This window comes from Ligilactobacillus ceti DSM 22408, assembly GCF_000423245.1.
Lineage (GTDB): Bacteria > Bacillota > Bacilli > Lactobacillales > Lactobacillaceae > Ligilactobacillus > Ligilactobacillus ceti.
In genome coordinates this window covers 1-26,518 of sequence record NZ_AUHP01000018.1, presented here as the reverse complement: position 1 = coordinate 26,518, position 26,518 = coordinate 1, and the positions used below count along the sequence as shown (strand labels likewise).

Annotated in this window: 26 protein-coding genes and 1 rRNA gene; 19 read left to right on the top strand and 8 right to left on the bottom strand. The window is 34.8% G+C overall.

Annotated features, from left to right (window positions below; translation table 11 throughout):
• Window positions 1-681 (top strand): Cna B-type domain-containing protein (locus tag G540_RS0102785; RefSeq protein WP_027106786.1); only part of this gene is annotated, 681 nt, incomplete at its 5' end.
• 89 nt (window positions 682-770) lie between these two features.
• On the opposite strand, the gene G540_RS0102780 is transcribed toward G540_RS0102785, so the two are convergent.
• Together G540_RS0102780 and G540_RS0102775 are read right to left on the bottom strand one after the other, a co-directional pair.
• Window positions 771-2,807: an ABC transporter permease gene (locus G540_RS0102780; protein ID WP_027106785.1), complete on the bottom strand. Its 2,037-nt coding sequence runs from the start codon at window positions 2,805-2,807 to the stop codon at window positions 771-773.
• Window positions 2,797-3,564 carry an ABC transporter ATP-binding protein gene (locus G540_RS0102775; protein WP_027106784.1) on the bottom strand — a complete coding sequence of 256 codons (768 nt, stop codon included), beginning with the start codon at window positions 3,562-3,564 and terminating at the stop codon, window positions 2,797-2,799. Before G540_RS0102775 ends, G540_RS0102780 begins: the two co-directional genes overlap by 11 nt.
• A 206-nt stretch (window positions 3,565-3,770) precedes the next feature.
• On the opposite strand from G540_RS0102775, the gene G540_RS0102770 reads away from it, so the two are divergent.
• Entirely contained in the window at window positions 3,771-4,208 is a 438-nt protein-coding gene (locus G540_RS0102770) for a hypothetical protein (protein WP_027106783.1), read from the top strand.
• Window positions 4,209-4,324: 116 nt separating this feature from the next.
• Complete coding sequence (locus tag G540_RS0102765) at window positions 4,325-4,729, top strand: hypothetical protein (RefSeq protein WP_152973829.1); 405 nt, start codon at window positions 4,325-4,327, stop codon at window positions 4,727-4,729.
• A gap of 39 nt (window positions 4,730-4,768) precedes the next feature.
• Here the strand turns inward: G540_RS0102765 and G540_RS0102760 are convergent, their stop codons facing one another.
• Both G540_RS0102760 and G540_RS0102755 read right to left on the bottom strand, forming a co-directional pair.
• A complete protein-coding gene (locus G540_RS0102760; RefSeq protein WP_027106781.1) occupies window positions 4,769-5,638 on the bottom strand; it encodes a sensor histidine kinase in 870 nt (289 codons plus the stop codon).
• Window positions 5,631-6,323 (bottom strand): response regulator transcription factor, encoded by a 693-nt coding sequence (locus G540_RS0102755; protein ID WP_027106780.1) that lies wholly within the window; start codon window positions 6,321-6,323, stop codon window positions 5,631-5,633. Before G540_RS0102755 ends, G540_RS0102760 begins: the two co-directional genes overlap by 8 nt.
• A gap of 161 nt (window positions 6,324-6,484) precedes the next feature.
• Between G540_RS0102755 and G540_RS0102750 the strand changes: the two genes are divergently transcribed.
• From G540_RS0102750 to G540_RS0102730, 5 genes are all read left to right on the top strand, one after another.
• On the top strand, window positions 6,485-6,829 hold the full coding sequence (locus G540_RS0102750; RefSeq protein ID WP_027106779.1) for a PadR family transcriptional regulator: 345 nt from the start codon (window positions 6,485-6,487) through the stop codon (window positions 6,827-6,829).
• Complete coding sequence (locus G540_RS0102745; RefSeq protein ID WP_027106778.1) at window positions 6,822-7,439, top strand: DUF1700 domain-containing protein; 618 nt, start codon at window positions 6,822-6,824, stop codon at window positions 7,437-7,439. Before G540_RS0102750 ends, G540_RS0102745 begins: the two co-directional genes overlap by 8 nt.
• A 15-nt stretch (window positions 7,440-7,454) precedes the next feature.
• Window positions 7,455-8,429 carry a DUF4097 family beta strand repeat-containing protein gene (locus G540_RS0102740; RefSeq protein ID WP_027106777.1) on the top strand — a complete coding sequence of 325 codons (975 nt, stop codon included), beginning with the start codon at window positions 7,455-7,457 and terminating at the stop codon, window positions 8,427-8,429.
• A complete protein-coding gene (locus tag G540_RS0102735; RefSeq protein WP_027106776.1) occupies window positions 8,426-8,692 on the top strand; it encodes a PspC domain-containing protein in 267 nt (88 codons plus the stop codon). Before G540_RS0102740 ends, G540_RS0102735 begins: the two co-directional genes overlap by 4 nt.
• 197 nt (window positions 8,693-8,889) lie before the next feature.
• Window positions 8,890-9,540, top strand: coding sequence for a hypothetical protein (locus G540_RS0102730; RefSeq protein WP_027106775.1), 651 nt, complete (start codon window positions 8,890-8,892; stop codon window positions 9,538-9,540).
• A 51-nt stretch (window positions 9,541-9,591) separates the two neighbouring features.
• Here the strand turns inward: G540_RS0102730 and G540_RS0102725 are convergent, their stop codons facing one another.
• A complete protein-coding gene (locus G540_RS0102725; RefSeq protein WP_027106774.1) occupies window positions 9,592-9,900 on the bottom strand; it encodes an ArsR/SmtB family transcription factor in 309 nt (102 codons plus the stop codon).
• 201 nt (window positions 9,901-10,101) lie between these two features.
• Between G540_RS0102725 and G540_RS0102720 the strand changes: the two genes are divergently transcribed.
• From G540_RS0102720 to G540_RS0102685, 8 genes are all read left to right on the top strand, one after another.
• Window positions 10,102-11,979, top strand: a complete 1,878-nt coding sequence (locus G540_RS0102720) for a heavy metal translocating P-type ATPase (protein ID WP_027106773.1) — start codon at window positions 10,102-10,104, stop codon at window positions 11,977-11,979.
• 234 nt (window positions 11,980-12,213) lie between these two features.
• Window positions 12,214-13,251 carry a LacI family DNA-binding transcriptional regulator gene (locus G540_RS0102715; RefSeq protein ID WP_027106772.1) on the top strand — a complete coding sequence of 346 codons (1,038 nt, stop codon included), beginning with the start codon at window positions 12,214-12,216 and terminating at the stop codon, window positions 13,249-13,251.
• 327 nt (window positions 13,252-13,578) lie between these two features.
• Complete coding sequence (locus G540_RS0102710; protein WP_027106771.1) at window positions 13,579-14,565, top strand: PTS sugar transporter subunit IIB; 987 nt, start codon at window positions 13,579-13,581, stop codon at window positions 14,563-14,565.
• Between the two features lie 26 nt (window positions 14,566-14,591).
• The gene (locus tag G540_RS0102705) at window positions 14,592-15,392 is read left to right on the top strand and encodes a PTS mannose/fructose/sorbose transporter subunit IIC (protein WP_027106770.1); all 801 of its coding nucleotides are present in this window, start codon (window positions 14,592-14,594) and stop codon (window positions 15,390-15,392) included.
• A gap of 15 nt (window positions 15,393-15,407) precedes the next feature.
• Window positions 15,408-16,322, top strand: coding sequence for a PTS system mannose/fructose/sorbose family transporter subunit IID (locus G540_RS0102700; RefSeq protein ID WP_027106769.1), 915 nt, complete (start codon window positions 15,408-15,410; stop codon window positions 16,320-16,322).
• Between the two features lie 89 nt (window positions 16,323-16,411).
• Window positions 16,412-16,792: a DUF956 family protein gene (locus G540_RS0102695; protein WP_027106768.1), complete on the top strand. Its 381-nt coding sequence runs from the start codon at window positions 16,412-16,414 to the stop codon at window positions 16,790-16,792.
• Window positions 16,793-16,931: 139 nt separating this feature from the next.
• Window positions 16,932-17,426 (top strand): thiol peroxidase, encoded by a 495-nt coding sequence (locus G540_RS0102690; protein ID WP_027106767.1) that lies wholly within the window; start codon window positions 16,932-16,934, stop codon window positions 17,424-17,426.
• A gap of 111 nt (window positions 17,427-17,537) precedes the next feature.
• Entirely contained in the window at window positions 17,538-18,113 is a 576-nt protein-coding gene (locus G540_RS0102685; protein WP_027106766.1) for a DJ-1 family glyoxalase III, read from the top strand.
• Between the two features lie 66 nt (window positions 18,114-18,179).
• On the opposite strand, the gene G540_RS0102680 is transcribed toward G540_RS0102685, so the two are convergent.
• Window positions 18,180-20,012, bottom strand: a complete 1,833-nt coding sequence (locus G540_RS0102680) for a DUF2207 domain-containing protein (protein WP_027106765.1) — start codon at window positions 20,010-20,012, stop codon at window positions 18,180-18,182.
• A 184-nt stretch (window positions 20,013-20,196) separates the two neighbouring features.
• Here G540_RS0102680 and G540_RS0102675 point away from each other — a divergent pair, with 184 nt between their 5' ends.
• The gene (locus G540_RS0102675; protein ID WP_035463574.1) at window positions 20,197-22,764 is read left to right on the top strand and encodes a plasma-membrane proton-efflux P-type ATPase; all 2,568 of its coding nucleotides are present in this window, start codon (window positions 20,197-20,199) and stop codon (window positions 22,762-22,764) included.
• 73 nt (window positions 22,765-22,837) lie between these two features.
• Here G540_RS0102675 and G540_RS07390 read toward each other — a convergent pair whose 3' ends face one another.
• Complete coding sequence (locus tag G540_RS07390) at window positions 22,838-23,014, bottom strand: hypothetical protein (RefSeq protein WP_155885130.1); 177 nt, start codon at window positions 23,012-23,014, stop codon at window positions 22,838-22,840.
• 148 nt (window positions 23,015-23,162) lie between these two features.
• On the opposite strand from G540_RS07390, the gene G540_RS0102665 reads away from it, so the two are divergent.
• On the top strand, window positions 23,163-23,993 hold the full coding sequence (locus G540_RS0102665; RefSeq protein ID WP_027106763.1) for an HAD family hydrolase: 831 nt from the start codon (window positions 23,163-23,165) through the stop codon (window positions 23,991-23,993).
• 28 nt (window positions 23,994-24,021) lie between these two features.
• On the opposite strand, the gene G540_RS0102660 is transcribed toward G540_RS0102665, so the two are convergent.
• The gene (locus G540_RS0102660; RefSeq protein ID WP_027106762.1) at window positions 24,022-25,767 is read right to left on the bottom strand and encodes an ABC1 kinase family protein; all 1,746 of its coding nucleotides are present in this window, start codon (window positions 25,765-25,767) and stop codon (window positions 24,022-24,024) included.
• 587 nt (window positions 25,768-26,354) lie between these two features.
• Between G540_RS0102660 and G540_RS0102655 the strand changes: the two genes are divergently transcribed.
• Window positions 26,355-26,518 (top strand): 16S ribosomal RNA (locus G540_RS0102655); the annotation flags it as partial.

Here is a 26,518-nt window from a genome sequence, read left to right as displayed (position 1 = left end):
ACACAAGTAGAAGGTAAGAAAACTTGGAAAGATAATAATAACCAAGATGGACTACGTCCAACAGAAATTACAATTCGCTTGTATGATGGTAAAGATGAAGTAAAACATGTCACAGTAACAGCTAAAGATAAGTGGAAATATAGCTTTACAAACTTACCAGTTAATAAAGATGGTAAGAAGATTGTCTACACAATTAGTGAAGACAAAGTTAAAGACTATACAACAAGTATTGAAGGCTTTAACGTAACAAATACTCACAAACCAGCTGGCAAAGAAGTTAAAATCAGTAAACTTGGTTTTGGTGGTAAACCATTAGCAGGTGCACATATTGTTGTGACTGATGTAAACGGAAAAGTCATTGGTGATTGGGTGTCAACTAAGACAGCTCATGAATTAACTGTTCGTCCTGGAACATACAAGTTCCATGAAGTAACAGCTCCTAAAGGTTATAAAGTAGTTACAGATTTCACATTTACTGTTGATAAAAACGGAAAGATTACTAACTTAAAAGTAACAGGTGATTCTGTAAAAGTTGATGGTAATACAATTAACGTTACAGATAAACAAATTATTCCACCAACAGGTGATTCTGATACTGGAATTACAAGTTTAATCGGTTTAATTATGACTGCTGTAAGTATGACATTTGGTTTTGGTTTCAGACGATTACGTCGTGACTAAATAACAAGATAGAGTTGATGATGAAAGTCATCAGCTCTATTTTTTTGCAAAAAAATAAGCTTACCCGTTATTGGATAAGCTTATTCATATTATTTCACAATTTTGACATAGAGTTTTGAAGTGATAGCAAACACTAGAATATAAATTACAGTGAAACTTGCCATCACAATTCCGAAATTCTGCATTAAATTAAAGAAATCATTAACACCGAAAAGATGCAATAACATAAAGATAATGTTTGATGATGCTAGAGCATGGATGCTGGCAATGATTAAAGGTAAGAAGAATAACCATAAGATCTGTTTGCGACTTGTTTGGTTAATTAGTTGTGGTGTTAAGCCCACGTTTTTCATGATTTTGAAATCTGCGCGATCTTCAAATCCTTCTGAGAATTGTTTATAAACAATAATCAAGATATTACCAACTAATAAAGAGATACCAATTAACAATCCAATAAATATAATTCCGCCATTCATTTCGTAAATTGAGTTTTTGATATCAATTGTAGTAGTTGTGATAATAGGTTGTTGGTCGATTGTATGATCACTAATCAAACTGAGATAGTGTGAATTTTGTTCGAGATTAAGTTTAGAGTCCCAATTTAAAGAAATTTCGGCCGATGCTAAAGCACGTGATTCGTCATTTTTGGATTCTTGATAGTTATTATAGTAATTTGCTGCTTTAACCAAAGTTTCCCAATTCGGTACGATAATCCGATAAGCATTGAGAGCGTCTTGATTAGCGACTAGATGACCTAAGGGTAAGGCAGTAAATTTTTGACCCATAAATTCAACTTTTTGTTTTTTGGAGAAGAAACGCTGTGCACTAATATGATTAGATGCAACCATAATTTCATTGGCTTTTAATTTATGATTATCATGATAAAGTGCATTCGTTTGATCAACTGTTTCGATGATGAAGTATGAAATGTTATCTAAGTTAGTTGGATCAATCGTTATAAATTTATTGTCTTTGAAATTTCCCGGAATCATTGTAGAGACATTTAAATTCATGTTTTTAATGTCTGATGGCTTTGGATAAACAGCGAGCACTTGTTGTTTGAGTTTGTCTGTTAATTTTTCGAATTCTTGTGTTGAAGCGATTTTTTGATTTAAAGGAACGTGTAAAGACGCACTATAGTCACGAGCCATGGCTTCTTTAGTTATTTGAGTTAACCCCATAGCAGCCGTTAAAGGTGTGACTAAACTCAGAATAATCCCAGTTGACAGTACAGTAATACTAGCTAAACCAATCGCGTTAGAGCTCATTCTTTTTAACATACCATTAATGAACAAGAAGTTCTTAGGTTTGTAGTAATAATTTTTACGTTTTTGGAAGCTTTTCAAGATTAAGATACTTCCTGAAATGAAAGTTAAATATGTGCCGGAAATTACAAAAAGAACAGCGATAAAAAAGTTCCGAATCAATAAGCTGATATTACTTTGTGTTAAGGGTAAAGCTTTTTGGTGAATAGCTAAAAAATAACCAATCCCGATTAAAATGATACCGAGAATTCCGATTAGTTTGTTAGATTTAGGTGGTTTTTCACCACTCTTTTGTTTGTTGAAGAGTTGCATGGGTGATGATAAACCGATTTTGAAAATGGTAATTATAAACAAGAGAATAAAGATACCAGTAGTTAATAGTAAAGTAATCAGAGCTGCTTTAGAGTCGAATGAATAATTTTGTAACGAACTCGTATAATCTTTGACGAGATAATTTAAAGTTAAAAAGGATAATTTACCTAAGATAAAACCATTTATTAAAGCACATAAAAAAGTGATGATATATAAAATAAAACTTTCTAAAAAGAAGATTCCGGCAATGTGTTTTTTCTCTAAACCTAAGATTCCGTAAAGACCGAGCTCTTGGTTGCGGTTTTTCATAGTGAAATTATTTCCATAAAAGATAAAGATGACACTGAGAATGGCAATCACAATGGCAGCTAGTGACAAGAGTTGCGGTAAAGCAGGGTGGCGATGTTGTACGTAGTCATTAGACAATAGTGAAAGCAAGATATAAAAGATTCCTAATAATAAACTAGATGAAATAACAAAAGGAACATTAAATATTTTGTTGGCTATTAGGTTTTTGCGAGCAAGTTGCCAGCGCATTTTAAAGTTCATTATTTACACCACCTTGATCAAGTAGTATCTGCATTTCATTAATTTTTTCCATAAAAGTTAAGTAACTATCATCTCCTTTGTAAATTTCATGAAAGACGATTCCATCTTTAATAAATAAAACACGTTTTGCATGTGCTGCTGCTTTGGTGGAGTGAGTTACCATTAAAACTGTTTGACCTTGTTGATTGATTGTTTGGAAAAGATTCATAATCATTTTAGAAGAACGTGAGTCTAAAGCGCCAGTTGGTTCATCGGCTAATAATAATTCTGGTTGTGTAATGATGGCCCGGGCAATTGCGACACGTTGTTGTTGACCGCCGGAACTTTCATAAGGATAGCGGTCTAAAATTTCTGTAATTCCTAGAGTTGGGGCGATTTTAGTGAGTCGCTCCGCCATTTCATTTGGTTTAAAACCTGATAAAACAAGTGGTAAATAAATATTATCTCGATTAGTAAAAGTATTTAATAAGTTGAAATCTTGGAAGACAAAACCTAATTTATTACGACGAAATGCTGAGATATCAGAGCTTTTTAAATCGTGTAGTGGTGTTTCATTTAAGATGATTTCTCCAGCAGAAGGAGTATCTAAGGTGGCAATTAAATTTAATAAGGTACTTTTACCTGAACCAGATTCCCCCATAATAGCGATGAATTCACCTTCTTCAACTGTAAATGAAACATTTTTTAAAGCTTCGATTTTTGGTGTTAATTTGGAACCGTAGATTTTTTGGATATTTTTTAAGGTTAGTAAGGGCATGTTGTGAACCTTCTTTCTGTTGTATTATCTAACTTCAACTCTATTGTAGCGAAAAACAAAGGTATCTGCCTTTATTTAAAATTACAAATGAGTGATTAGGCTTACAAAGCTGAAAGGTTGGAAATTATTATTTATTTTTTTATCTAAACTAATATTTGTTATAATGAGCATTGAGTATTAGTTGGGAGTTTAGTAGGAGGTAAAAGATGGATGATAATTCTAATGTAGTAATGGAACAAGCAGGCTGTTTTATTAGTATTGTTATTGTCGCGCTTGTACTTGTGTTCGGCTCGACGACGTCTGACTCCAGAAAAGAAGATACAACATCGGACGAAGAAGCATATAGTAGTGATTTAGTTGATAGTGAATGGTGGGAAGAGAGTAGTTCTCAAAGCTCATCATTTGAGTCTAGTAGTTCTTTAGAAAGTAGTGAAATCACGTGGTCTTCAAGTAGTGTTTCTGAATATAAAGAAACTAGAGAAGAGTCAATCTATAATGCGGGCTATGCACATGGGCAAGAAAAAGCTTATGAAGAGAGCCGTGAACGCGCTGAGATGAGATCAATCGATGAAGAAGAGGATAGTATTTCTGAAAGTAAACGGGCGTCATCTATTGAAGCTAAGAAAAATTCCGGTTTTTGGTAAATGATGTTGCTATTTTAGATGTAAGGAGATGTTAAAGTATGGCTGATAAGAATCCTGTGGGAATTGTGAAACCTATTCTGATTATTTGGGTAGTCATTTTGGTGGGGGGAGTTTTTTTGAAAGGAATCCATCTAGTAGAAGAAAAATCAAATCAAGATAATTATGAACAATTAGAGTGGCGAATGAATAAAGATTATTGGTCATATGATTTGTCTAGTCTTAAGAGTGAATATTCGGAATCAATATCCGAAAGCAAAAAAGCAAAAAACAAGAAAACAGAAGACAGTTCTTCCGAAAGTACTTCTTCAAGTAATTCCAGTGAAGTGACATCTGCTGAAAGTAATTCTACATTACCAGAAAGTACGGCAGAAAGTGTCTCTACTAGTTCGAGAAAAGCTGCGAGTTCTTCTTCAGCGGCTTATTCTGAACCTGAGTTAACACCGAGTGAACAAGCTATTTATGATCGTGGTGTTGATGCTGGCTATGAAGAAGGTAGTAACGGTAATATTCATGTTTATTAGATGTAAAAAGCCATTGTCTGATGACAATGGCTTTTTTATTTAATAAGTTAAAGGGAATTCAATTTGAATAGTGGTTCCTTGATTAAGTTGAGAAGATACATTTAATTGGACATTTAATCTTTGTGCTATTTCTGAAGCTAAAAATAAACCGATCCCGGTTGATTTTTGATTTTGACGACCATTGACTCCTGAAAAACCGCGTTCGAAAATTCGTGGTAAATCACTCGCAGCAATCCCACGACCAGTATCTTTAATCGTTAAGATTTGTTTTTTTGAATCAAAATCAAGTGTAATACTCCCGTTTTCGGTATATTTTAGGCTGTTCGAGAGGATCTGTTCAATTAAAATGCTGGCCCATTGACTATCAGTAATAACAGTTTTATTGATTGGTTCGTAATTTAAAGTTAGGTGTTTGCTGATAAATAAAGGAGCATATTTTCTGAATAATGGATTTAATAAGTCATCTATCGGAACCGCTGATAAAGTTAAGGCTACTTCTGGATTGGAAATCTTTAAATAACTTAAGGCCATATTTGTATAGTTTTCAATATCAACGAGTTCTTGTTTTAAGATTAAATTATCTTTTGATAATAGTTGTGCGGCTGTTAAGGGTGTTTTGATTTGATGAATCCATAAGAGAAAGTAATTTTGTAAATCAGCACGTTCTTGGCGATTCTGAGTTTGTAAGGTTGTTATTTTATTTTGGAGTTGTTCAATTACTTGTTTGTGTGATTCTTGTTTGCGAAATAATAACCAAGCAATAGCTAAATATAAGATGGTTAAAATTAAAATTAATTCACACCCTAAAATAAAATGTTGCCAGGGCAGTTGAGCTAATTTGAAAATAATTCCGAAAATTAAACAACTTAAACCTTCAATAACTAGGAGGGGGACCTGTTTTTTAAACATGAGAACTAACCTCCGGATTTAAATAATAACCATGTCCTTTTTGTGTCAGGATAAAATCATTTAAATTAATTCCACGCAATTTTTTACGTAAGCGAGTGATGTTCACTGCTAAAGTATTATCATCAATAAAATTATTACCTTGCCAACATTGTTCCATAATTAATTCGCGAGCGACGATTGCTCCTTGAGAACGAAAGAGAGCTGTTAAAATTAATAACTCAGTTTGCGTTAAATGAATTGTTTGGTTTTGATAAGTTAAATTAGCTTGGGCTAAATCTAATTGGACTGTGGCGAAAGTTAAATTATCATTGACCGCAGTGAAATCATATGTACGGCGTAAGAGTGCATTGATTTTAGCGAGAGTCACAGTTAAATTGAGCGGCTTGGTAATATAATCATCAGCTCCATATTGCATGGCTAAAACAATGTTCATATTATCATTTTGTGATGATAAAAAGATTAAGGGAACTGTTGAAATAGCGCGGATTTGTTGGCACCAGTAGTAACCATTATGAAAAGGTAACATTAAGTCGAGTAAGACTAAATCAGGTTGTTCTTGTTGAAAAGTAGTTAAGACATGTTCGAAATCTTGGGCGCAGATAACTTGATGATCCCAGCTGGTGAGTTCTTGTTGCATGTTTTGACTAATAATTGGATCATCTTCTACGATTAAAATTTTCGCCAATGATTTCACCTCCAAAGAAAGTATTTTCTATATCTAGTTTAACATTTTTTAAGGTGGGGGATGGTGTTAGGTGACAAGATTGTAAGGTGTAGTTATTTGCGCTGCTATATTATATGGCGTATAATATAGTTAGTGGAATAACATAGAAAGGGGTGTTGACGATGAAAATTACCGTGAGTTCAGATTTGTTAGATGGATTAGTTTTGGCGTTGTTAGTCGATGAAGATTATTATGGCTATGCATTAACGCAAGCTGTGCAAGAAACGATATCTATTTCAGAATCAACCATGTATCCAGTTTTAAGAAGATTATGTAAAAACGAATATGTCACAACGTATGATGAAGCTTATCAAGGGCGAAATCGCCGCTATTATCATATAACCCCCGCTGGACAAAAACATTTACTCCGAATTCATAAAGTTTGGACAGATTATAAAAATAGTTTAGATGACGTTTTTGCGAATGTCGCAAAAATTAAGATGCAAGGAGGCGAAACAAATGAATGAAGCACAAGATAAATATATTGCAGAAGTTGCGAGTTATTTAGGGAGATTAACTCCAGATGAACAAGCAGATACTTTAGCTTTTTATAAAGAGTATTTAGCAGATGCTAATTTTCAAAAACGAAGTGAAATTGAAAAACATCTGGGATCACCACGGAAATTAAGTCGGCGGATTTTAGCCGATCATTCTATCAAATTAACAGAAGATGAAATGAAACAAACGAAAAAGATGAATCCACGTGATAATACACGGATGATTTGGTTAGTTTTATTAGCGTTGATCACATCTCCAGTGACTTTAGGGATAGGTGGTTTATTAGTTGTCTTTGTAATTGTTTTGCTGCTGATGGTGTTAAGTGCGGTTTTTGCGGTTGTGTCGATCTTAGCTGCGGTGATTGTTGTAGCGGCCTTTGGAATTTATAGCGGCATTTATTTGTTGTTTGTAAGTTTTTGGGTCGGTCTATTTTATCTTAGTGTTGGAATTGGTTGTGTGGCGTTATTGATGATTGCTTTACCAATTTTTTACTGGATATTTACGTGGTTAATGCAAATCATTGGTAAGATGACTAACGGAATTTATCGAAAAATGCGTCGTAAAGAAAAGATTGCCTAAAGGAGCGTGTGAAAAATGAAAAAGGTTTTTAAATGGGGCTGGTATTTATTATTGATCGCGCTAATTTTTGGCGGAATAGCTTGGCTTAATCATGGAGTGGCATCAGTTTCGATTAAAAAAGGTCGTCCGCAAATTATGTGGAAGCAAGGAGAGACTTTGAAAAAAGATTTTGCGGTGGGAGATTTTGATAAATTAAATATTACTGCCGGTAGCAATATCGAAATTAAAACGGGTGATCATGCCGCTGTTCAATATTTAGGTGATACTAGAGAACAACCAACCGTAACATTTGATCAACAACGAAAACAAGTAACTATTGTCCAAGACGTGGCCGGAAAACACGAGTCACATGATTTTGTCGGTGCGATGTTTACGAAGGGTGCCGATCCGAAAATTATTGTGATTGTTCCACGTGAAACAAAGTTAAATAATTTAGCTTTACATTTCAATGGACAACCTGAAGAGAATCGTTTATATGGTAATAATCGAGTGGAGTTTAAAAATATTACAGCTGAGCGAGTGAAATTAACCGGACATGACTTAGATAATTTATTTTGTGAAAATGTTAATTTCAGTCAAGGAAAGATTAGTTTTCCTAAAGCATTTATCAGTATTAAAAATAGTACGTTAACTCAAATGGTAATAACTGATAATAATGATGTAAATGAAGATGATATTAAAATTGAAAAAACTATTTTAAATGGTGGTAGTTTACAAGGTTATCATGATGAAATACAGTTCAACCATAATGTTATTCATAATGGATATCAAATCATCAATGAAGATGGTCTGATTCATATTCATCAAGTGAATGTGGCTGGTGTGAAAATCACATCTAAAGACGACGCTGTAAAAAGAATCGGTTCTGAAATGAATCATCAAGATGGTACAATGAATAAGGGAGATATCTCCAAGAATGTCTTAGATATTAATATTGTGGGACCTGATGGAGTGGCTCGGGTTGAATCGATGAAGGAGGACTTACGATGAACGATAAAAAAGAATTAATGAAGAGTAATGATAAAATTATTGAAGGTGTTTGTGGCGGAATTGCTGAATATTTTGGTTGGGATAAAGCAATTGTGCGGATTGTGATTGCTGTGTTGATTTTATCAACAGGGACACTTCCAGGGCTAATTTTATATGTGATTGCGGCAATTGTTATGCCAAAACCACCGAAACAAACTAAAGAAGTAACGAAACCAACTGATTTTGATGATGGTACAATTGAAGCTGAATTTAGAGAAAAATAATTATTAAGATAAATTAAAACTTAATCATTAGATTTTGCTTTTTGGAATTTAGGATTATAATAAAAGCAATGAAACAAGACAAATAATAAAATTTTGTTATAATAATATTTGTAATGTAGTTTAACAAACTATAAGTGCATGCAGAGTAAAAAGAAGAGATTATTTCAAATAAAAAGTAACAAAAAGGGGACTTTATTATGTTATCAAGATTTAGTTTAACAATCGGACCAGCATCTACAGTTAAATATATTAACGACACACATCCAGATCAAAAATTATTATACTTCAAGAGTGAAGATAATCCTGGACGTTATTTATTATTAGATGTTTTCGATACACACCATGTTTTCGCATCTGATTTACGTTTTAAAACATATTATGATAACGGCCGTGGAACACACGCTTGGGATTGCCCATTCTTTGAATTCCGTTATGTCACAATTAATAAAGATGAACAAATTATTTTTAGTTCATTATTAAAACGTTGGGAAAATGAAGAAAACCGTCCAGCTGGTTTGAAGAGAACAATTGTTGGTTTCAAACGTAAACGTACATTTGAATATTTAATGATTAATGCTTGGGAATCTGAAGAAGCATTCTTAGCATGGAATCGTGATCCTGAAAATAAAATGAATCAATTCACATTTAGTGGCGGACCAGGTGCTTTCATTAAGAAATATCACCAAATCAGCAAACATGATGTGCAATTAGAAACAGATGCTACATTAACAGAAGATAAATTCAAACAAATCCATGAAGAACAAAAACAAGAAGAAGAAGCTTGGAATAAATCATGGGATAAAGGTTGGAGCGACTGGGCAACAACTGAAGAAGATTTTGAAGAATAAAAGTTAAATCAAAAAAGACCTCATTATTTGCAATGAGGTCTTTTTTATTATTTAATTTTCAGCGATATGTTCTTTAACTTGTTCAAAAATAGTAATGATATGTTCATCAGCTAAACTATATTTGATTTTTTGGCCGTCACGTGTACCTTTGACAAGACGTGATTGGCGTAAAATTTTTAATTGATGTGAGATAGCTGATTGTGAAATACCGATCTCTTGGGCGATTTCGTTGACAGACAGGGTCTGACAAAATAAAAGTGATAAAATTTTATAGCGTGTTTGATCGCCAAATGCTTTAAAAATTTCAACGCTGCGCGCAATATCAGTTTCATTTGGAATTTGGAATTTAGAATTGTTCATAAAATATTCACCTTGATTTTAATTGTAATACAAGCTTATTAATTCTTATTTTACCTAAAAAGACGCTGCGGTGCAAAGAGCCTGAAAAAGCTTGTTGAAAAAAATAAAAAGTGTTATACTAATTGCGAAAAGAAATATGAATATATGCTCATATATAAAAGCAAACCGTAAAAGTTACGATTTAAAAAGGTGGAATTAATAATGAAAGAAAAGTGGCGCAAACTAGGAATATCAGAAAAACAACTCTTAATCCAAGCTGTAATCGTAGCTCTGGCTTTAGTTGTTGGTCATTTTATCCCTTGGCATAATATGTGGATGGAACTTGTTTTCTATCTTATTTTGTATGTTGTGATTGGTAAGTCAGTTTTAAAAGAAGCTGTTGAAAATAGTTTAAATGGTGATTTGTTCGATGAAAACTTCTTGATGGTAATTGCGACAATTGGTGCTTTTGTAGTTCACCAATATCCAGAAGCAGTAGGGGTTATGTTGTTTTATCAAATTGGTGAATTTTTCCAACATATGGCAGTACATGATTCCAGAGATTCTATTACGCAATTATTAGATTTACGTCCAGATCAAGTGAATTTAAAAATAGGCGACAAAGTGGAAGTTGTTGCTCCAGAAACTGTGCATGTCGATAATGTTATTATGGTTTATCCCGGAGAACGGATTCCTTTGGATGGGATTGTGTTAAGTGGGACAACTTATTTAGATACTGCAGCTTTAACTGGTGAAAGTAAGCCATCTTTAGTTGAAGATGGTGATGAAGTTTTAAGTGGGACAATTGTGCAAAATGGTGTTTTAGAAATTAAAGTTACTCGTGATTTAAGTGAATCAACTGTTTCGAAAATTATGGAATTAGTTGAAAATGCGAATGAAAAGAAAGCCGTCACAGAAAACTTTATTCGTCGTTTTGCGAAAGTCTATACACCAATTGTGGTTGGTTTAGCAGTATTATTGACTGTTTTACCACCATTATTCGGAGAGTTAAGTTTTTATGATGCGCTTTATCGTGCTTTAGTATTTTTAGTTATTTCTTGTCCATGTGCCTTGGTGATTTCCATTCCATTAGGTTTCTTTGGTGGGATTGGTGCAGCTTCACGTGTAGGGACTTTAATTAAAGGTAGTAATTATTTAGAAGCATTGAATAATGTTAAAACAGTGGTTTTTGATAAAACAGGGACTTTAACAAAAGGCCAATTTTCTGTTGTAGGTGTTTATCCAAATGGTGTGCAAACAAAAGAAAACGTGTTGAAAATGGCCGCTATTGCCGAACAAGTCTCACCACACCCAATTGCACAATCAATTGTAGCGAGTTATCCGGCTGATGATTTAGAACAATATCAAATGACCGAAATCAAAGAAATTGTCGGAAAAGGTGTTGCTGGTGTTTATGAAGGGAAAGAAATTTTAGTTGGGAATCAAGCTTTGTTAGCTGAAGCAACAATTACTGTTCCCCAAACAGAATATCCAGCTGGAGTAACGTTGGTTCATGTGGCTTATGATCAAGAATATTTAGGTGCTTTAGCGATTGCTGATACCTTGAAAGAAGATGCTAAAACAGCCATTCAAAACTTACGTCAACTTGGTGTTACAAAAGTCGTGATGTTAACCGGCGATAATGAAGCTGTTGCACAAACAGTAGCGAATGAATTAGAGTTGACTGCTTATCAAGCACAACTTTTACCACAAGATAAATTAGAAGAAGTTGAAAAATTAGAAGCTGAATTACAACCAAATGAAAAATTAATTTTTGTTGGGGATGGTTTGAACGATACACCAGTTTTAGCACGTGCTGATATTGGGGTTGCAATGGGTGCTTTAGGTTCAGATGCTGCCATTGAAGCGGCTGATATTGTGTTAATGACCGATGAACCAAGTTCAATTGCGAAAGTTATCAAAGTTGCCAAAAGAACGAAGAAAATTGTTTGGGAAAATATTTTCTTGGCAATTGGTTTTAAAGTGCTTTTCTTAACATTGGCAGCCTTAGGAATTGCGACAATGTGGGAAGCAGTCTTCGCAGATGTGGGTGTTGCTTTATTAGCGATTATGAACTCAATGCGTTTAATGCGTAAATAAAAATAGTATGTAAGAAGAGTTTTCCGTTGCGGAGAACTCTTTTTTGTTTTAAAGAGATTAAAAATGTAAAACTAAATTTAATTTGATTATTAAAACGACTGGTAGCGATTGAAATAATATTTGTTAAAGAATTGCAGTGAAAAAGTGTGATTGCTTGAAACCGAATCGTGCAGCAAGTTATAATAAGTTTAAACTTATACAAATTAAGATATAACTAAGAAGGTGAGATTGGAAATGACAACCATAAAAGATGTCGCGAAATTAGCGGGAGTATCACCATCAACTGCTTCACGAGCCTTACATAACAGCTCTTTAATTAATTCAGCGACGCGACAAAAAGTTTTGGATGCTGTGGAAGCACTTGATTATACACCGAATTTTGCGGCTCAGAATTTAGCTTCGAAACGAGTTAATACAATTGGTGTAATTTTACCTGTCATGAAAAGTGAATCTGATGAAGATTTATTTTATATGCAAATTATGCAAGGAATTGTGCGTATGTGTAATGCGCATGGCTATACTGTTTCTTTGGCAACCGGGAAAACCACTGACGAAGTAATTCATAACGTTGAGTCCTTAAGCCGGCGCGGACAACTGAAACGGTTTATTTTTGTGTATTCTAAAAAAGAGGATCCAGTTTTAGAATATTTGAAAAAACAAGCTCAAGTGAAATATGTCGTTGTGGGGGCTGCTCCAGATTGTCATGATCAAGATTTATATTCTGTTGATAATGATAATGTAGCTGTTGGTCAAGAAGCGACTGAATTCTTATTGGAAAAGGGTTATCAAAATATTTGTTATGTTTATACAGATTTAAATAATCATGTTCAGGCTAAACGTTATCGTGGCTATCAAAAAGCAATGAAGGAAAATGATTTACCGGCGATGAGTTTGAAAATGCAAGTAACTGATCATGATTTGAATGTCCGTTTGTTTAATCACTTTATGCAGAAAAATCCCGATTGTCATGGTTTTGTGATTGTGAATGATTTGATTGGAATTCGAATGCAACAAGTCTTTGATATTTTGTCTTTAAATGAAAAACAATATGGTTTGATTACATTTGATAATACTGTGTTAGCTGAGTTGGCGCGCCCAACATTAACATCTGTAGAACTCTTTCCGCATTTTTTAGGGACGGAATCAGCTGCTTTAGCGATGAGTCTTGATCAAAAAGAATCAGAACAAAGTTATCAAATGCAACGAAATATTATTGTTCCACATCGGATTATGGAACGACTTTCTACGCCAGAATATCAATCTGAGAAATAAAAAATGAGAAATCCGCTAATTTATTTTGAAAAAGTTTTGTCGTTAGGTAGTGGTATATAATTATTCATTGGTTATTATATTAACCCTTGTAGTGGTAATCTTTTAGCAGATTTGTGAGTGGTATAAATTAGGCGTTGTTTTTGTATTTGTAAGGATTTTCGTGTATAATTAAGGATGTTAAAAGGCTTTCATAAAAAATAAATGAGACAATTTAATAGCAATTTTTTAAAGATTTCTTAAATATTTTTATTTATTCAGCTAAGAGAGAGAGTTGTAAAATAAAATGAAAGCCCTTTAATTTTAACTTTATAAGGAGGTACATACATTATGGTAGGAATTATCCTAGCTAGTCATGGTGGTTTTGCTGAAGGCATCTACCAATCTGGTGAAATGATTTTTGGTAAACAAGAAAACGTTGCATCAGTTGTTTTAATGCCAAATGAAGGTCCAGACGATGTTAGAGCTAAGATGGAAGCTGCTATCGCATCATTCGATAGTCAAGATGAAATCTTATTCTTAGTCGATCTTTGGGGTGGAACACCATTTAACCAAGCTAATAACTTAATTGAAGCTCATTTAGATAAATGGGCAATTGTCGCAGGTATGAATTTACCAATGGTGATCGAAGCTTATGCATCACGCTTCTCCATGGATTCAGCTCATGACATTGCTGCTCATATTATTAAAACAGCTAAGGAAGGTGTGAAAGCACGTCCTGAATCTTTAGAACCTAAAGAAGAAAAAGCTGTTCAAAAAGAAGAAAAACAACAAGGTGCATTACCACCAGGAACAGTTGTTGGAGATGGCAAGATTAAATATGTGTTAGCACGTATTGATTCTCGTTTACTTCACGGACAAGTTGCAACAGCTTGGACAAAGACAACTTTACCAAACCGAATTATTGTTGTTTCAGATAATGTAGCTCATGATAAATTACGTAAGAACTTAATCATGCAAGCTGCCCCTCCAGGAGTAAAAGCTAACGTTGTTCCAATCGATAAAATGATTGAAGTTGCTAAAGATCCACGTTTTGGCAATACAAAAGCTTTACTATTATTCGAAACACCACAAGATGCCTTACGTGCTATCAAAGGTGGCGTTGACCTTAAAGAAGTTAACGTTGGTTCAATGGCTCACTCCGTAGGGAAAGTAGCTATTAACACTGTATTATCAATGGATGAAGACGATGTAAAAACATTTGAAGAAATGGAAAAAATGGGCATTCAATTCGATGTTCGTAAAGTTCCAAATGATTCAAAAGGTAAACTTGATCCATTATTGAAAAAAGCTAAAGAAGAATTAGCTAACAAATAAATTAAACAAAATTTGGAGGTAATAAAATGTCTGCTATATCAATGGTTTTAGTCATCATTGTTGCATTCCTAGCAGGGGTGGAAGGTATCTTAGATGAATTCCAATTCCACCAACCACTAGTAGCATGTACATTGATCGGTCTTGCAACAGGTCACTTAGGTGAAGCTATCGTTTTAGGCGGTTCTTTACAATTAATCGCTCTTGGTTGGGCAAATATCGGTGCTGCTGTTGCTCCTGATGCTGCTTTAGCATCTGTTGCATCTGCAATTATTTTAGTTTTAGGTGGCCAAGGCGTTAAAGGTATCGGTGCTGCGATCGCAATTGCGATTCCATTAGCTGTCGCTGGTTTATTCTTAACAATGTTAGTACGTACAATTAGTGTGCCAATCGTGCATATTATGGATGCTGCTGCTAAAGAAGGTAAAATTAAAACAATCGAATTCTGGCAATGGGTTGCAATCTGTTTACAAGGTTTACGTATTGCGATTCCAGCTGCTGCTTTATTAGTTATTCCAGCTAGCCAAGTTAGTGGTGCTTTAAATGCAATGCCAGCTTGGTTAACAGAAGGTATGTCCATCGGTGGTGGGATGGTTGTTGCTGTTGGGTATGCAATGGTTATCAACATGATGGCAACACGTGAAGTATGGCCATTCTTCATTATCGGTTTCGTAATCGCTGCTTTATCACAATTAACATTAATCGCTTTAGGTTCACTTGGTGTTGCTTTAGCATTAATCTACTTGAAATTATCTAAAGGTTCCGGTACAGGTAACAACGGTGGTACAAACACTGGTGACCCATTAGATGATATCTTGAACGATTACTAGAAGGAGGACATACAAATGACAGAAAATAAAGTTACTTTAAGCAAAAAAGATCGTTTGTCAGTTTGCTGGCGTTCTACCTTCATTCAAGGTTCATGGAACTATGAACGTATGCAAAATGGTGGTTGGTGCTATGCAATTATTCCAGCTATCAAAAAATTATACAAATCAAAAGAAGATCGTTCTGCAGCTTTAGAACGTCACTTAGAATTCTTTAACACTCACCCATATATCGCTTCACCAATCATGGGTGTTACTTTAGCCTTAGAAGAAGACCGTGCAAACGGTGCAGCAGTTGATGATGTTGCAATTCAAGGGGTTAAAGTTGGTATGATGGGTCCTTTAGCCGGTATTGGTGATCCAGTTTTCTGGTTTACAATTCGTCCAATGTTAGGTGCTTTAGGTGCTTCCTTAGCTTTAGGTGGTAGTATCTTAGGACCAATCATTTTCTTCGTTGCTTGGAATATTATTCGTTGGGCCTTCATGTGGTATACACAAGAATTTGGTTACCGCGCAGGTTCTAAGATTACAGAAGATATGACAGGTGGTTTATTACAAGACGTTACAAAAGGTGCTTCTATTATGGGGATGTTCGTCCTTGGTGCCTTGGTAGAACGTTGGGTAAATATCAAATTTGCCCCAGTTGTCTCAAAAGCTAAATTAGCTAAAGGTGCATATATTGAATGGGATAAACTTCCAAAAGGTGCTGCCGGTATTAAAGAAGCTCTTACACAATACAGCAGTGGCTTATCATTATCACCAGAAAAAGTTACAACTTTACAAGCTAACTTGGATGCTTTAATTCCAGGTTTAACAGCCTTATTATTAACATTAGGTTGTATGTGGTTATTGAAGAAGAAAGTTTCTCCAATCGTTATCATTCTTGGATTATTCATCGTTGGTATCGTTGGTCACGTTATCGGACTTCTTTAAAATTAAGCAAGCAGCTTTGTTGTCTTTGAAGTACAACAAAGCTGTTTTTTGTTAAAATAAAGGTAAAGCTGATATGGAGGAATAAAAGTATGGTAGCATCACTTAATACGAAAGTAGATTTAGTTGTGGAAGGAACTTCTTTTATTGGCATTAATGAGTACGGCGAAATTATGGTCGGCGATAATGCTTTTGAATTTTATAATAAACGTGATTCACGGAAATTTATTCAAATTCCTTGGGAAGAAGTCGATTATGTTGTCGCATCGGTTATGTTCAAAGGACGTTGGATTCCACGTTATGGTATTCAAACGAAGAAAAATGGAATGTTTACTTTTTCTTCAAAAGAACCTAAGAAAGTTTTACGGGCGATTAATGTTTATATTCCACGTGAAAAGATGTTGCATTCTTTGAGTTTCTTTCAAGTTTTACGTCGTGGGATCGGCTCACGTTTTAATAAAAAACAAAAATAAATCTGTCACACCTCAAAAAGTTTTTCAAAGCTTTTTGGGGTGTTTTTTTAACTAAAAAGGTTTTGAGCAACTTATTTGCTAAAAAGCATTGAAAGGTATATTTTTAAGATGAATTAAGCAACTTGAAAGGATGATTCAAATGAAAGTATTTTTCCACGGAGCAGAAAACCATACAAACGGTGAAGTTTTAGTTCAAGGTGATAAATTACCAGAATTCAACGTTGAAAATAAAGATGGTCAACTTGTAACATCCCAAGATTTATTAAGTGATTTAACTTTAATTAGTGTAGTGCCTGATTTAGCTACAAGTGTATGTTCTCTTTCTACTAAGAAGTTCAATCAAGAAATGGATAATTATGCTGGTGTAAAATTTTATACAATTTCCACTAATACTGTGTCCCAACAAAAAGCTTGGTGTGCAGCTGAAGGCGTTGATAAGATGGAACTTTTAAGTGATTTGAATCATTCTTTCGGGATGGCGATGAACTTATATATTTCTGAATTAAATGTTGATGCGCGTAGTGTGTGGGTTGTCAATAAAGCAGGCGAAATTATTTATCGTGAAGTACTTAGCGAACAATCACATGAACCAAATTATCAAGCTGTTTTAGAGTTTTTACAAAAACAAGGTTAAGTTGAAAAATGAAGCTAGGTGGTTATCCACTTAGCTTTTTTTGTTATTAATAGAGCTTTTAGAAGAAAAGGTATAAAATAAAACTAAAGAACAATTCAAGGAGGTTTTTTAATGAAAAAAGTAGCAGTTATTTTAGCCGATGGATGTGAAGAAATTGAAGCGTTGACGGTTGTTGATGTTTTGCGTCGAGCTGAAATTAAATGTGATATGTTAGGTTTAGATCATGAAAACGTGAATGGAGCACATGGGATTGCGTTGACATGTGATGGTTTAGTTGATGAAAAGATTTTAGACTATGATATGGTTGTTTTCCCAGGAGGTATGGATGGATCATACGCTTTACGTGATGATCAAGATTTAGCTGAATTAATGGTGCAAAGACATCAAGCTGGTAAATGGAATGCGGCGATGTGTGCAGCTCCAATTGCTTTTGCACGATATGGAATTTTAAATAATAGTAGTTATACAGTTTATCCGGGAATGAATATTGATATTGAAGCTGAGATTACTAATGGAACATATCAAGATGAATTAGTTGTAGTCGATGCAGCCCAACATATTATTACGAGCCAAGGTCCAGCTACAGCTTTAGCGTATGCTTTTGCGATTGGTGAAGCTTTAGGTCGTGATATGAGTGGTGTGAAACACGGAATGTTATATGATTTGTTAGCGCAAAAGATTAAATAATATGTATTAAAAAAACCGGTTCGTCGTAAATGACGAGCCGGTTTTTATTTGTTTTAGACAATTGTTTTAGAAGGCGCCCCCACCAGAACCGCCACCAAAACCACCAGAAGAACCGCCGGAGAAACCACCGGATCCACCAGAAGAAGATGAGGAGGAAGATGATGAAGAAACAGGTAAAGCTGATGCAAGTGCTGAATTAAATGTATCAGCGAAACTTAGCATAGCTAAACTTGTGCCGGTATTACTAAAGTAAAGTGGGTAGTAACAATTAGAGAAGGCCGAGTTTAATTCTGCATCTGAGAAATTCATTTGGAGTGCTTTTACAACTTTTTCAGCACAACCAAAGCTGACTGCATATGGCATGATATCTTCCCATAAAATTATTTCACCAAATTCTTTCAAATCAAAACGTCCGATATCTTTTAACATTTTACGGAAAGCACTGATTTGAGCTTTTTCTTCTAAGCCTTTTTGTGTGTAACCAAGATGACGACGATGGAAACGGATTACTAAAAAGAAAGTAATAAAAGTGAAGACATGTCCAATAAAGACAATATCAAACTCAGAAAACATAGTTGCGATGAACATGGCAACCACTGTAGCGAACCACCAATAGAGAGCTTTCGTGCCGTTTTCTTTACCTTTGGAATCAAATAGATTGGCTTTTTTCGGAACTTGGTGGACCCGTTTTTGCCATTTGTGATAGTAACGCGCGAGATCAGCTTGGAGATCACTAGATGGATCTTGGATATCAGATAATTTGAATTCTGTCCCATTACCAACTTTCGTAAATAAATAATAAAGAAATGTTTTTCTTTGTAAGACAGAATTATTGAGAGCGGTAAAGAGATAATCATCATCTGGTAATTCAGTGATTTTGATTTTCTTTTGAGCTGCTAAATATAAAAGATAAGCTGTAAAGTCGCGTTTCCCTGGTTCTGAATAACTTAAAATACTAGAACAAACTTCTGGTGGATAATTTGGAATATCAAAAGAGTGTTCTGGTTTCGGGAATTTTTTAATTTTAGGACCACGATTTTTACGCATCCAAATAATTAAAGCAATGTTATTAATGACTAACGCAGCTAAAACGATATAAGAAGTAATTTTTTGGCGACGAGCTATCCGTTCGCGTTTTTCATTTGCTTGTTTAACTAATTCGGCTTCTTGTTTTTGAATAGCCGCTTTGCGATTTTGATCTTTCACGATTGGGTTTCCCGGTGTGACTGATGTTGGGAAAATAGTATGTGTTTCTAAAAATGTGTAAGCTGGTAAGTGATCGATGGATAAAGTAACACGACCTTCTTTAGGTTCCACTTTCACATAACCATTTAATGGCCCATGTGCCCAAGATTGTAAATCCGGGACATTTTTTTGTGGTAAATTAATGACAATTTTAACGTTATGGAGAGGTTTATTCCATTTGGAACCAATTACTTTCCAGTTTAATTCGGCGGTATCTTTGTAGTTGGTGATACCTCCTAATAAAGTATAGTGGTAAATAAATGTAACTGTTTGTTTGCGGACTGGATGATAAACTTTGAATTTGATGTAATCATCATCACCAGTTAAAGTATAAACACCATTACTCCCGTTAGAAGCAGTACCTATTTTAGTATAGGTCCAAGGGTAGACTTTGCCGTCTTGTTCCACTTCTACGGCAATGTTTTTCACGCCGGTTAATCCACGGCGGTCTAAATCATAAAAAACGCCATTGTTTTCACCTTTGAAACGATAAGTAACACGTTGCGTGACATCAAGGTTACCATCTTGAGTAATGTTGACATTGACATCGTACTTTTTAATATTAAATTCACCGGCGAAAACTTGTTGAAAACCACCGATAAAAGTTAAGAGAAAACTCAGGCCTAGTAAGAGTAGCCAGTTTCTTTTTTTCATGTTTATCACCTCATATTTATTATACATTAAGTTATTGCTTAAAAAACAAAAAGCCCAATTTTTTAAATTAAAATTTACGAAAAATCATAAGTGTTTTCTTTTGAAAAACATAAGCAAAGGGACTATAGTGGATTTGTTTAACAGGTTAGCGTCATTCGCTAACTAATTGAAAGGAGTGATCGATATGGAATCGACCAAAGAAAACGAAGAAGAATTAAATCAAGGAATTGATTTAGAAAAAGCACCTGTTCCAGAAGTTTTACAAACATTAGCTGTGGATCCAAAAGTAGGGTTATCGCAATTAGAAGCAGCTCAAAGACTGGAAAAATATGGTCCAAATGCTTTAACAGAAAAAGTCCAATCATTTTGGTCTAAATTAATGCATCATTTTATGGGGCCAATTGCTTATATGATTGAAGCTGCAGCACTTGTTTCGGCAATCATTGGCCACTGGGATGATTTTATTATTATTTTAGCGTTGTTATTGTTTAATGTAACGATTGAAATGATTCAAGACCGCAAAGCTAATAGTGCTTTAACAGCATTGAAACAAGGACTTGCTCCAGAGGCGACGGTCTTACGTGATGGTGAATTTTCTTCAATACCAGCAAGTGAATTAGTTCCGGGCGATATTGTGAAAATTCGTTTGGGGATGATAGTTCCTGCTGATATGCGTTTAGTAGAAGGTGATTATGTATCGATTGACCAAGCTGCTCTTACAGGAGAATCTCTTCCTGTGACGAAAGGCGTTGGTGCAGAAGCTTATTCTGGAAGTGTCGTGAAACAAGGTGAAATGTTAGGTGTTGTGACTGCCACAGGCTCACAAACATTCTTTGGACGAACAGCTAAATTAGTAGCAAATGCTGGTGTTCAAAGTCATGCACAAAAAGCTATGTTCCAAATTGGGAACTTTTTAATTGTAGTAGCGGTGATTTTAGCAACAATTATGGTCGCTTTCCGTGTTTATCGGGACATTTTCGTTACCGGTGGTTGGGGAATGACCGAAGCCTTAAATATTTTACAGTTTGTGTTAGTTTTATTGGTTGCTTCCATTCCAGTTGCGATGCCAACCGTCTTTTCAATTACTTTAGCTTTAGGTGCGATTGAATTGTCTAAAGAAAAAGCGATCGTCTCTAAATTAGCAGCGATTGAAGAAATGGCCGGTGTTGATATTTTATGTTCTGATAAAACCGGGACACTTACTAAAAATGAATTAAGTTTAGATGAACCGATTTTGATTAAAGCTCATGATGCTCAAGAATGTATTATTGCCGGAGCCTTAGCTTCTAAACTAGAAAATAAAGATGCCATTGATTTAACGATTATTTCAGCTGTAAAAGATCCAGAAAAATTAAAAGCTTGGACTTTAGATAAGTTTATTCCATTTGATCCGATTACGAAAAGAACAGAAGGGCGTTTGCATAATGCGCAAGGTGATCAACTTTGGGTTTCTAAAGGAGCTCCCCAAGTTATTGTTGAGTTAGTTCATCCACCTAAAGCAGAAGCTGATAAGATTATGAAATTAGTCGATGATTTAGCTAATAAAGGTTATCGGGCTTTAGGTGTTGCTGAATCAAAAGATGAAGGTAAAACTTGGGAATATCTAGGCGTGTTACCAATGTTTGATCCTCCTCGTGATGATTCTGCTGCAACAATTAAAGCAGCCCAAGCTAATGGTGTGAGTGTGAAGATGATTACCGGTGATGATACGGCGATTGCGATTGAAACAGCGCGTCAACTCGGTATGGGGACAAATATTTTAAACGCTTCTGAATTCTTCCCTAAAGATATGGATCCCGATCACGTGCCAGCAAAACTAGCGGAAGTTATTGAAAGAGCCGATGGTTTTGCGCGCGTCTTTCCAGAACATAAATATGCTATTGTGAAAGTTTTACAAAAACGAGGTCATATTGTTGCGATGACTGGTGATGGTGTTAATGATGCACCGGCTTTAAAACAAGCTGATTGTGGGGTTGCGGTCGCTGATGCAACTGATGCAGCTCGTGGGGCAGCTGATTTGATTTTAACAGCGCCAGGTTTATCAGTAATTGAAACGGCGATTAAAGAAGCACGACAAATCTTTGAACGGATTACGAGTTACACGGTGTATCGGGTTGCTTTGACAATTACAATTATGTTTTTGGTTGTTTTGTCATCAATTATTTTTAATTTCCAACCTTTAACAGCGATTATGATCGTGATTATGTCATTGTTAGATGATATTCCAATTATGGCAATTGCTTATGATAATACATCGGTTAGTCCGCGGCCAATTCGTTGGAAGATGGCGAAAATATTATCTGTTTCAACTATTTTAGGGTTCTTTGCGGTAATTCAATCAGTCGCATTGTTATATATGGGTCATCATGCTTTGATTCAACCGGATGCTTTTAGTTGGTTACATGTCACAAGTTTTGGTCAACTTCAAACAATTATGTTCTTGCAATTAGTTGCAGGTGGTCACTTACTACTATTTATTACACGTCAATCTAAATGGTTCTTTGAAAAACCATATCCATCCAGTATCTTATTCTGGTCGATTATGGCGACACAAGTAGTTGCGATTTTGATGTGTTACTTCGGTTGGTTAGTGCCTGCGATTTCAATTACAACTATTGTAGTTGTGTGGGGATATAATTTGATTTGGATGTTTGTTTTAGGTTTTGTCCGGATTGCATCAGAAAAATATCTAGACAATCGCACAAAACGTCAAAGAAAACATGTTGAAATGGTCAATGAAAAATTAAAATAAGCAATTAATGATTAAATAGAAGAAAAACCTTAACTTAGTTATCAAAATAGCTAACTGAGTTAAGGTTTTTTGTTTATTTGCGACGTTTCATTAATAAGAAGCTTAACCAAACAATCGCCATGATAGCCAAACCGTTGGCGGTAGCTTCTGCTTCTACTGGTAACCAAGCTGGAATCAGATGTGATTTAGCTAAGAGTGGATAAGCAATGCTTAAGCAAATCACAATTAAAGGACCATAATAACTATTCATAGAATCTCCTTAAATAATATCTTTTCTTCATTATAACGAGAGAAGACACAGATAGCAAAAATAGCAGCGTCTAGTTGAATAGTTTAATATTCAGGGCTGGAAAATGTTATGATAAAAGTAATGAATAAGATTTGTGGGGGAAGAGCTAATGGTGAAACATATTTTTTTAGATGTTGATGGAACGTTATGTGATTATCAACACCAAGTACCAGAATCAGCGAAAACAGCTATCAAATTAACGCGTGCTAAAGGAAATCAAGTATATTTATGTACAGGTCGGAGCGCTAAACAAATTGGACCTGATTTAATGTCTTTAGGGATTGATGGGGTTGTTGGTGGCGATGGAAGTTATGTGGAGTATGAAAATAAAATTATAGTTCATCATCCTTTGCAACTAATGGCGGTCCAACAAATTATTGCTTGGTTAAATGCACATGATTTAACTTTTTGTTTAGAAACGAATCAAGGAGTTTTTGCTCATCCAGATTTTGCACATAAAGCTCAACCAGCATTTCAAAAATATTTTCATGGTGATCAAAAAACAGATCAACAAGTGGTAGTGACTGATTTATTTCATGATTTAACATTTACGACTGATTTAGAACGCGATGATGTGAATCGTTTGACGTTTATTTTGTCTGAGCAAGCTGATTTTCAACAAGCGCGACAAAAATTTCCTGATTTATTAGTAGAATCATGGGGGGGTAAAGCTAAAGATCCGTTATTCGCAAGTTTTGGTGTTTTTGGCGTGAATAAAGCTCACGGTGCACAAGAGTTAGTGGAATATTTAAATATTGATCCTAAAACTACGATTGCAGTTGGTGATGGTCGGAATGATTTAGATTTATTTTCTTATGTCGATCAAGCGATTGCGATGGGTAATAGCAATCCGGAAGTGAAAGAACGGGCTGATTATATTACGGCAGATGTTACGGATGATGGTTTGTATCAAGCTTTTGAAAAATATAATTTAATTTAAAGAAAAATGAGGTTGGAATTTTCCAACCTCATTTTTTTGAACGTTTTTTCAATCGATAATGTAATTCATTTAATAGAAGAATAACAATAATAATCACAGCGATTAAATAACCAGCGACCCCGATTTTATAAATAGTCGGGTGGTTGACGCTGCCTTGAACTAGTAAGGATGATCCAACAATAATAGCCGCTAAGACAATGGCAGTTATTAAACGATTAATAATTCGTTCTAAATATTGCAAAGTAGCTGGTTGTTGTGGGAAAGTTAATTTCATTTGTGTTTTACCTTGAGATAGATTATCTAAGAATTGATTGATTTTCCCAGGGAGTTTAGGTGTAGCTTTCAAAGCACGATACGTTGCGAGTGCTTGATCTTCTAAATCGGCTTGTAAATCAAATTTATCGATGAGATATTTTTGTGCAAAAGGACGTACAACATCCATTAAGGATAAATTGGGATCTAAAGCAGCGACAGTATTTTCAATGGAACCGAAAGCTTTGATTAATAAAGTAACTTCAGGTTTGACTTGTAAATTATTTCGTTGACATAAATGAACGATTTCGAATAATAGTTGTGCAAAGTCAATTTCTGAAATACCGGTATTTAGATAAGGTTGTAAAAATTCATCTAATTCAGCGAAGAATTGAGATCGATTGACAGGTCCTGTTTGATTACATAAAGAAAGAACTGCTTGTCCGATTTGGGCTAAGTCTTGTTCGTACAGTGCGAGAATAACATTTGAAATTTTTGTGGTAATTTCTTTGGACAGGCGTCCCATCATACCAAAATCTAAATAAATAATTCTAAACGGTGGTAATTCTTTTTGTGATGTAATTTTGATATTGGTATGATCGGTTGTTTTCTCGAAAATATTTGTTTCTGTCATTGTTGGTTGTGCTTGTTCCAAAGGTGTTAACTGTTGGAATAAAATATTCCCGGGATGTGGATCAGCGTGAAAATAACGATCGGTAAAAACTTGTTTAATGAAGTTTTGGACTAAAACGTTAGCGATATATGTTCGTTGTGCTTGTTGTTTTTTGGCCACATCCGGATTTTCACTCAGTGGTTCATGACAAAGTTTTTTGATGCTTTCTCCCGGCATGTAGCTATTAACGAGAATTTTATTAGTTGATAATTCAGGAAAAACTTGCGGAACACGGATGATATCTTGGTTGTTATTCAACTCATAAAATTCAATTCCATTGGTAATTTCAATTTGAGTATCAATTTCTGTATTTAAAGCAGTTTTGATTTCGGTGAAAGTTGCTTTCGGATCGACAACCATATTAGTTAAATTCGCAGTTAATTGTGCGAGTTTCACCGCTTTTTGTAAAAGTTCTAAATCGGTTGTGATGATTTCAGGGATATTTGGGTGTTGAACTTTCACTACAACCTGAGTGCCATCGTGTAAAGTTGCCCGGTGTGTTTGGCCGATTGATGCTGAAGCGAAGGGCTTTTCTTCGAATGATAAAAATGATTCTTCAATCGTATGTCCTGTTTGTGTGAAAAAGGTTTGTGAAACAGTTGCAAAATCATCAATTCTGACGTTATCTTGGAGTTTTGCTAGTTCTGCCATATAAGCTGGTGAAACTAAATCGGGGCGGGTGGAAAGGAGTTGCCCGATTTTTATGAATGTAGGGCCAAGTTCTTCTAATGCACATCGGAATTCAGCAGGATTAGTTTGTTTTACGAAATTAGTAATTGCATCGTGGCGACGGATGATTTCGGTAATTTCGTAAATTCTTTTTCGCGGAGAAATATTATTTTCTTTCATATTAATCACTTCTTTCTACATTAAAATGATTCTTTATCTTTAGTTTAGCATTTTTAAGTTCAAAGGTGTCATAGAAACCGTTAGAAATAAAAACGAATTATTATTTGGCGATCTTGGTTAAATGTATAAAAAAACGAATAAAGACGAATGAAAAAAGTTTATGAAAACAATTTGTTCACATTCGTGAAAAAGTTTGAAAAACTTTTGAAAAAGGGTTGACGAATACTATGAAACTCAGTATAGTAGATAACGTTGTTACTGCTTAGCGCAGTGGTCATGAAAATTAATTAATAATTTTTGTTGACATTCATAAAACAACCGTGTATAATTTAATTATTGTCGTTTGAACGAATGTTTTATAAATAAGATGAATTTTTATTCAAAAACATTTTAAAAAGTTCTTGACATTATCAAAAATAATTGATATACTAATTAAGTCGTTTCGCAAGAGCGATTAATTAAAAAGTAGATCTTTGAAAACTGAACAAAGTTTCGACAAACCAAATGTGTAGGGTCTCTTGTTTTAAACAAGAGCAACAAACATTTGCGAAGTCAATTCGCTAGTAAAAAATAATGAGTCACAAATTCAAATTGAGAGTTTGATCCTGGCTCAGGACGAACGCTGGCGGCGTGCCTAATACATGCAAGTCGAGCGCGAAGTTTTATCACCGGATGCTTGCATCCACCGATAAAACTTTGAGCGGCGGACGGGTGAGTAACACGTGGGTAACCTGCCCAAAAGAGGGGGATA

Bases quoted from the DNA above. Each gene is read 5' to 3' on its own strand.
- G540_RS0102780 (WP_027106785.1), bottom strand. From the start codon at position 2,807: ATGAACTTTAAAATGCGCTGGCAACTTGCTCGCAAAAACCTAATAGCC.
- G540_RS0102775 (WP_027106784.1), bottom strand. From the start codon at position 3,564: ATGCCCTTACTAACCTTAAAAAATATCCAAAAAATCTACGGTTCCAAA.
- G540_RS0102770 (WP_027106783.1), top strand. From the start codon at position 3,771: ATGGATGATAATTCTAATGTAGTAATGGAACAAGCAGGCTGTTTTATT.
- G540_RS0102760 (WP_027106781.1), bottom strand. From the start codon at position 5,638: ATGTTTAAAAAACAGGTCCCCCTCCTAGTTATTGAAGGTTTAAGTTGT.
- G540_RS0102750 (WP_027106779.1), top strand. From the start codon at position 6,485: ATGAAAATTACCGTGAGTTCAGATTTGTTAGATGGATTAGTTTTGGCG.
- G540_RS0102745 (WP_027106778.1), top strand. From the start codon at position 6,822: ATGAATGAAGCACAAGATAAATATATTGCAGAAGTTGCGAGTTATTTA.
- G540_RS0102740 (WP_027106777.1), top strand. From the start codon at position 7,455: ATGAAAAAGGTTTTTAAATGGGGCTGGTATTTATTATTGATCGCGCTA.
- G540_RS0102735 (WP_027106776.1), top strand. From the start codon at position 8,426: ATGAACGATAAAAAAGAATTAATGAAGAGTAATGATAAAATTATTGAA.
- G540_RS0102730 (WP_027106775.1), top strand. From the start codon at position 8,890: ATGTTATCAAGATTTAGTTTAACAATCGGACCAGCATCTACAGTTAAA.
- G540_RS0102725 (WP_027106774.1), bottom strand. From the start codon at position 9,900: ATGAACAATTCTAAATTCCAAATTCCAAATGAAACTGATATTGCGCGC.
- G540_RS0102720 (WP_027106773.1), top strand. From the start codon at position 10,102: ATGAAAGAAAAGTGGCGCAAACTAGGAATATCAGAAAAACAACTCTTA.
- G540_RS0102715 (WP_027106772.1), top strand. From the start codon at position 12,214: ATGACAACCATAAAAGATGTCGCGAAATTAGCGGGAGTATCACCATCA.
- G540_RS0102710 (WP_027106771.1), top strand. From the start codon at position 13,579: ATGGTAGGAATTATCCTAGCTAGTCATGGTGGTTTTGCTGAAGGCATC.
- G540_RS0102705 (WP_027106770.1), top strand. From the start codon at position 14,592: ATGTCTGCTATATCAATGGTTTTAGTCATCATTGTTGCATTCCTAGCA.
- G540_RS0102700 (WP_027106769.1), top strand. From the start codon at position 15,408: ATGACAGAAAATAAAGTTACTTTAAGCAAAAAAGATCGTTTGTCAGTT.
- G540_RS0102695 (WP_027106768.1), top strand. From the start codon at position 16,412: ATGGTAGCATCACTTAATACGAAAGTAGATTTAGTTGTGGAAGGAACT.
- G540_RS0102690 (WP_027106767.1), top strand. From the start codon at position 16,932: ATGAAAGTATTTTTCCACGGAGCAGAAAACCATACAAACGGTGAAGTT.
- G540_RS0102685 (WP_027106766.1), top strand. From the start codon at position 17,538: ATGAAAAAAGTAGCAGTTATTTTAGCCGATGGATGTGAAGAAATTGAA.
- G540_RS0102680 (WP_027106765.1), bottom strand. From the start codon at position 20,012: ATGAAAAAAAGAAACTGGCTACTCTTACTAGGCCTGAGTTTTCTCTTA.
- G540_RS0102675 (WP_035463574.1), top strand. From the start codon at position 20,197: ATGGAATCGACCAAAGAAAACGAAGAAGAATTAAATCAAGGAATTGAT.
- G540_RS07390 (WP_155885130.1), bottom strand. From the start codon at position 23,014: ATGAATAGTTATTATGGTCCTTTAATTGTGATTTGCTTAAGCATTGCT.
- G540_RS0102665 (WP_027106763.1), top strand. From the start codon at position 23,163: ATGGTGAAACATATTTTTTTAGATGTTGATGGAACGTTATGTGATTAT.
- G540_RS0102660 (WP_027106762.1), bottom strand. From the start codon at position 25,767: ATGAAAGAAAATAATATTTCTCCGCGAAAAAGAATTTACGAAATTACC.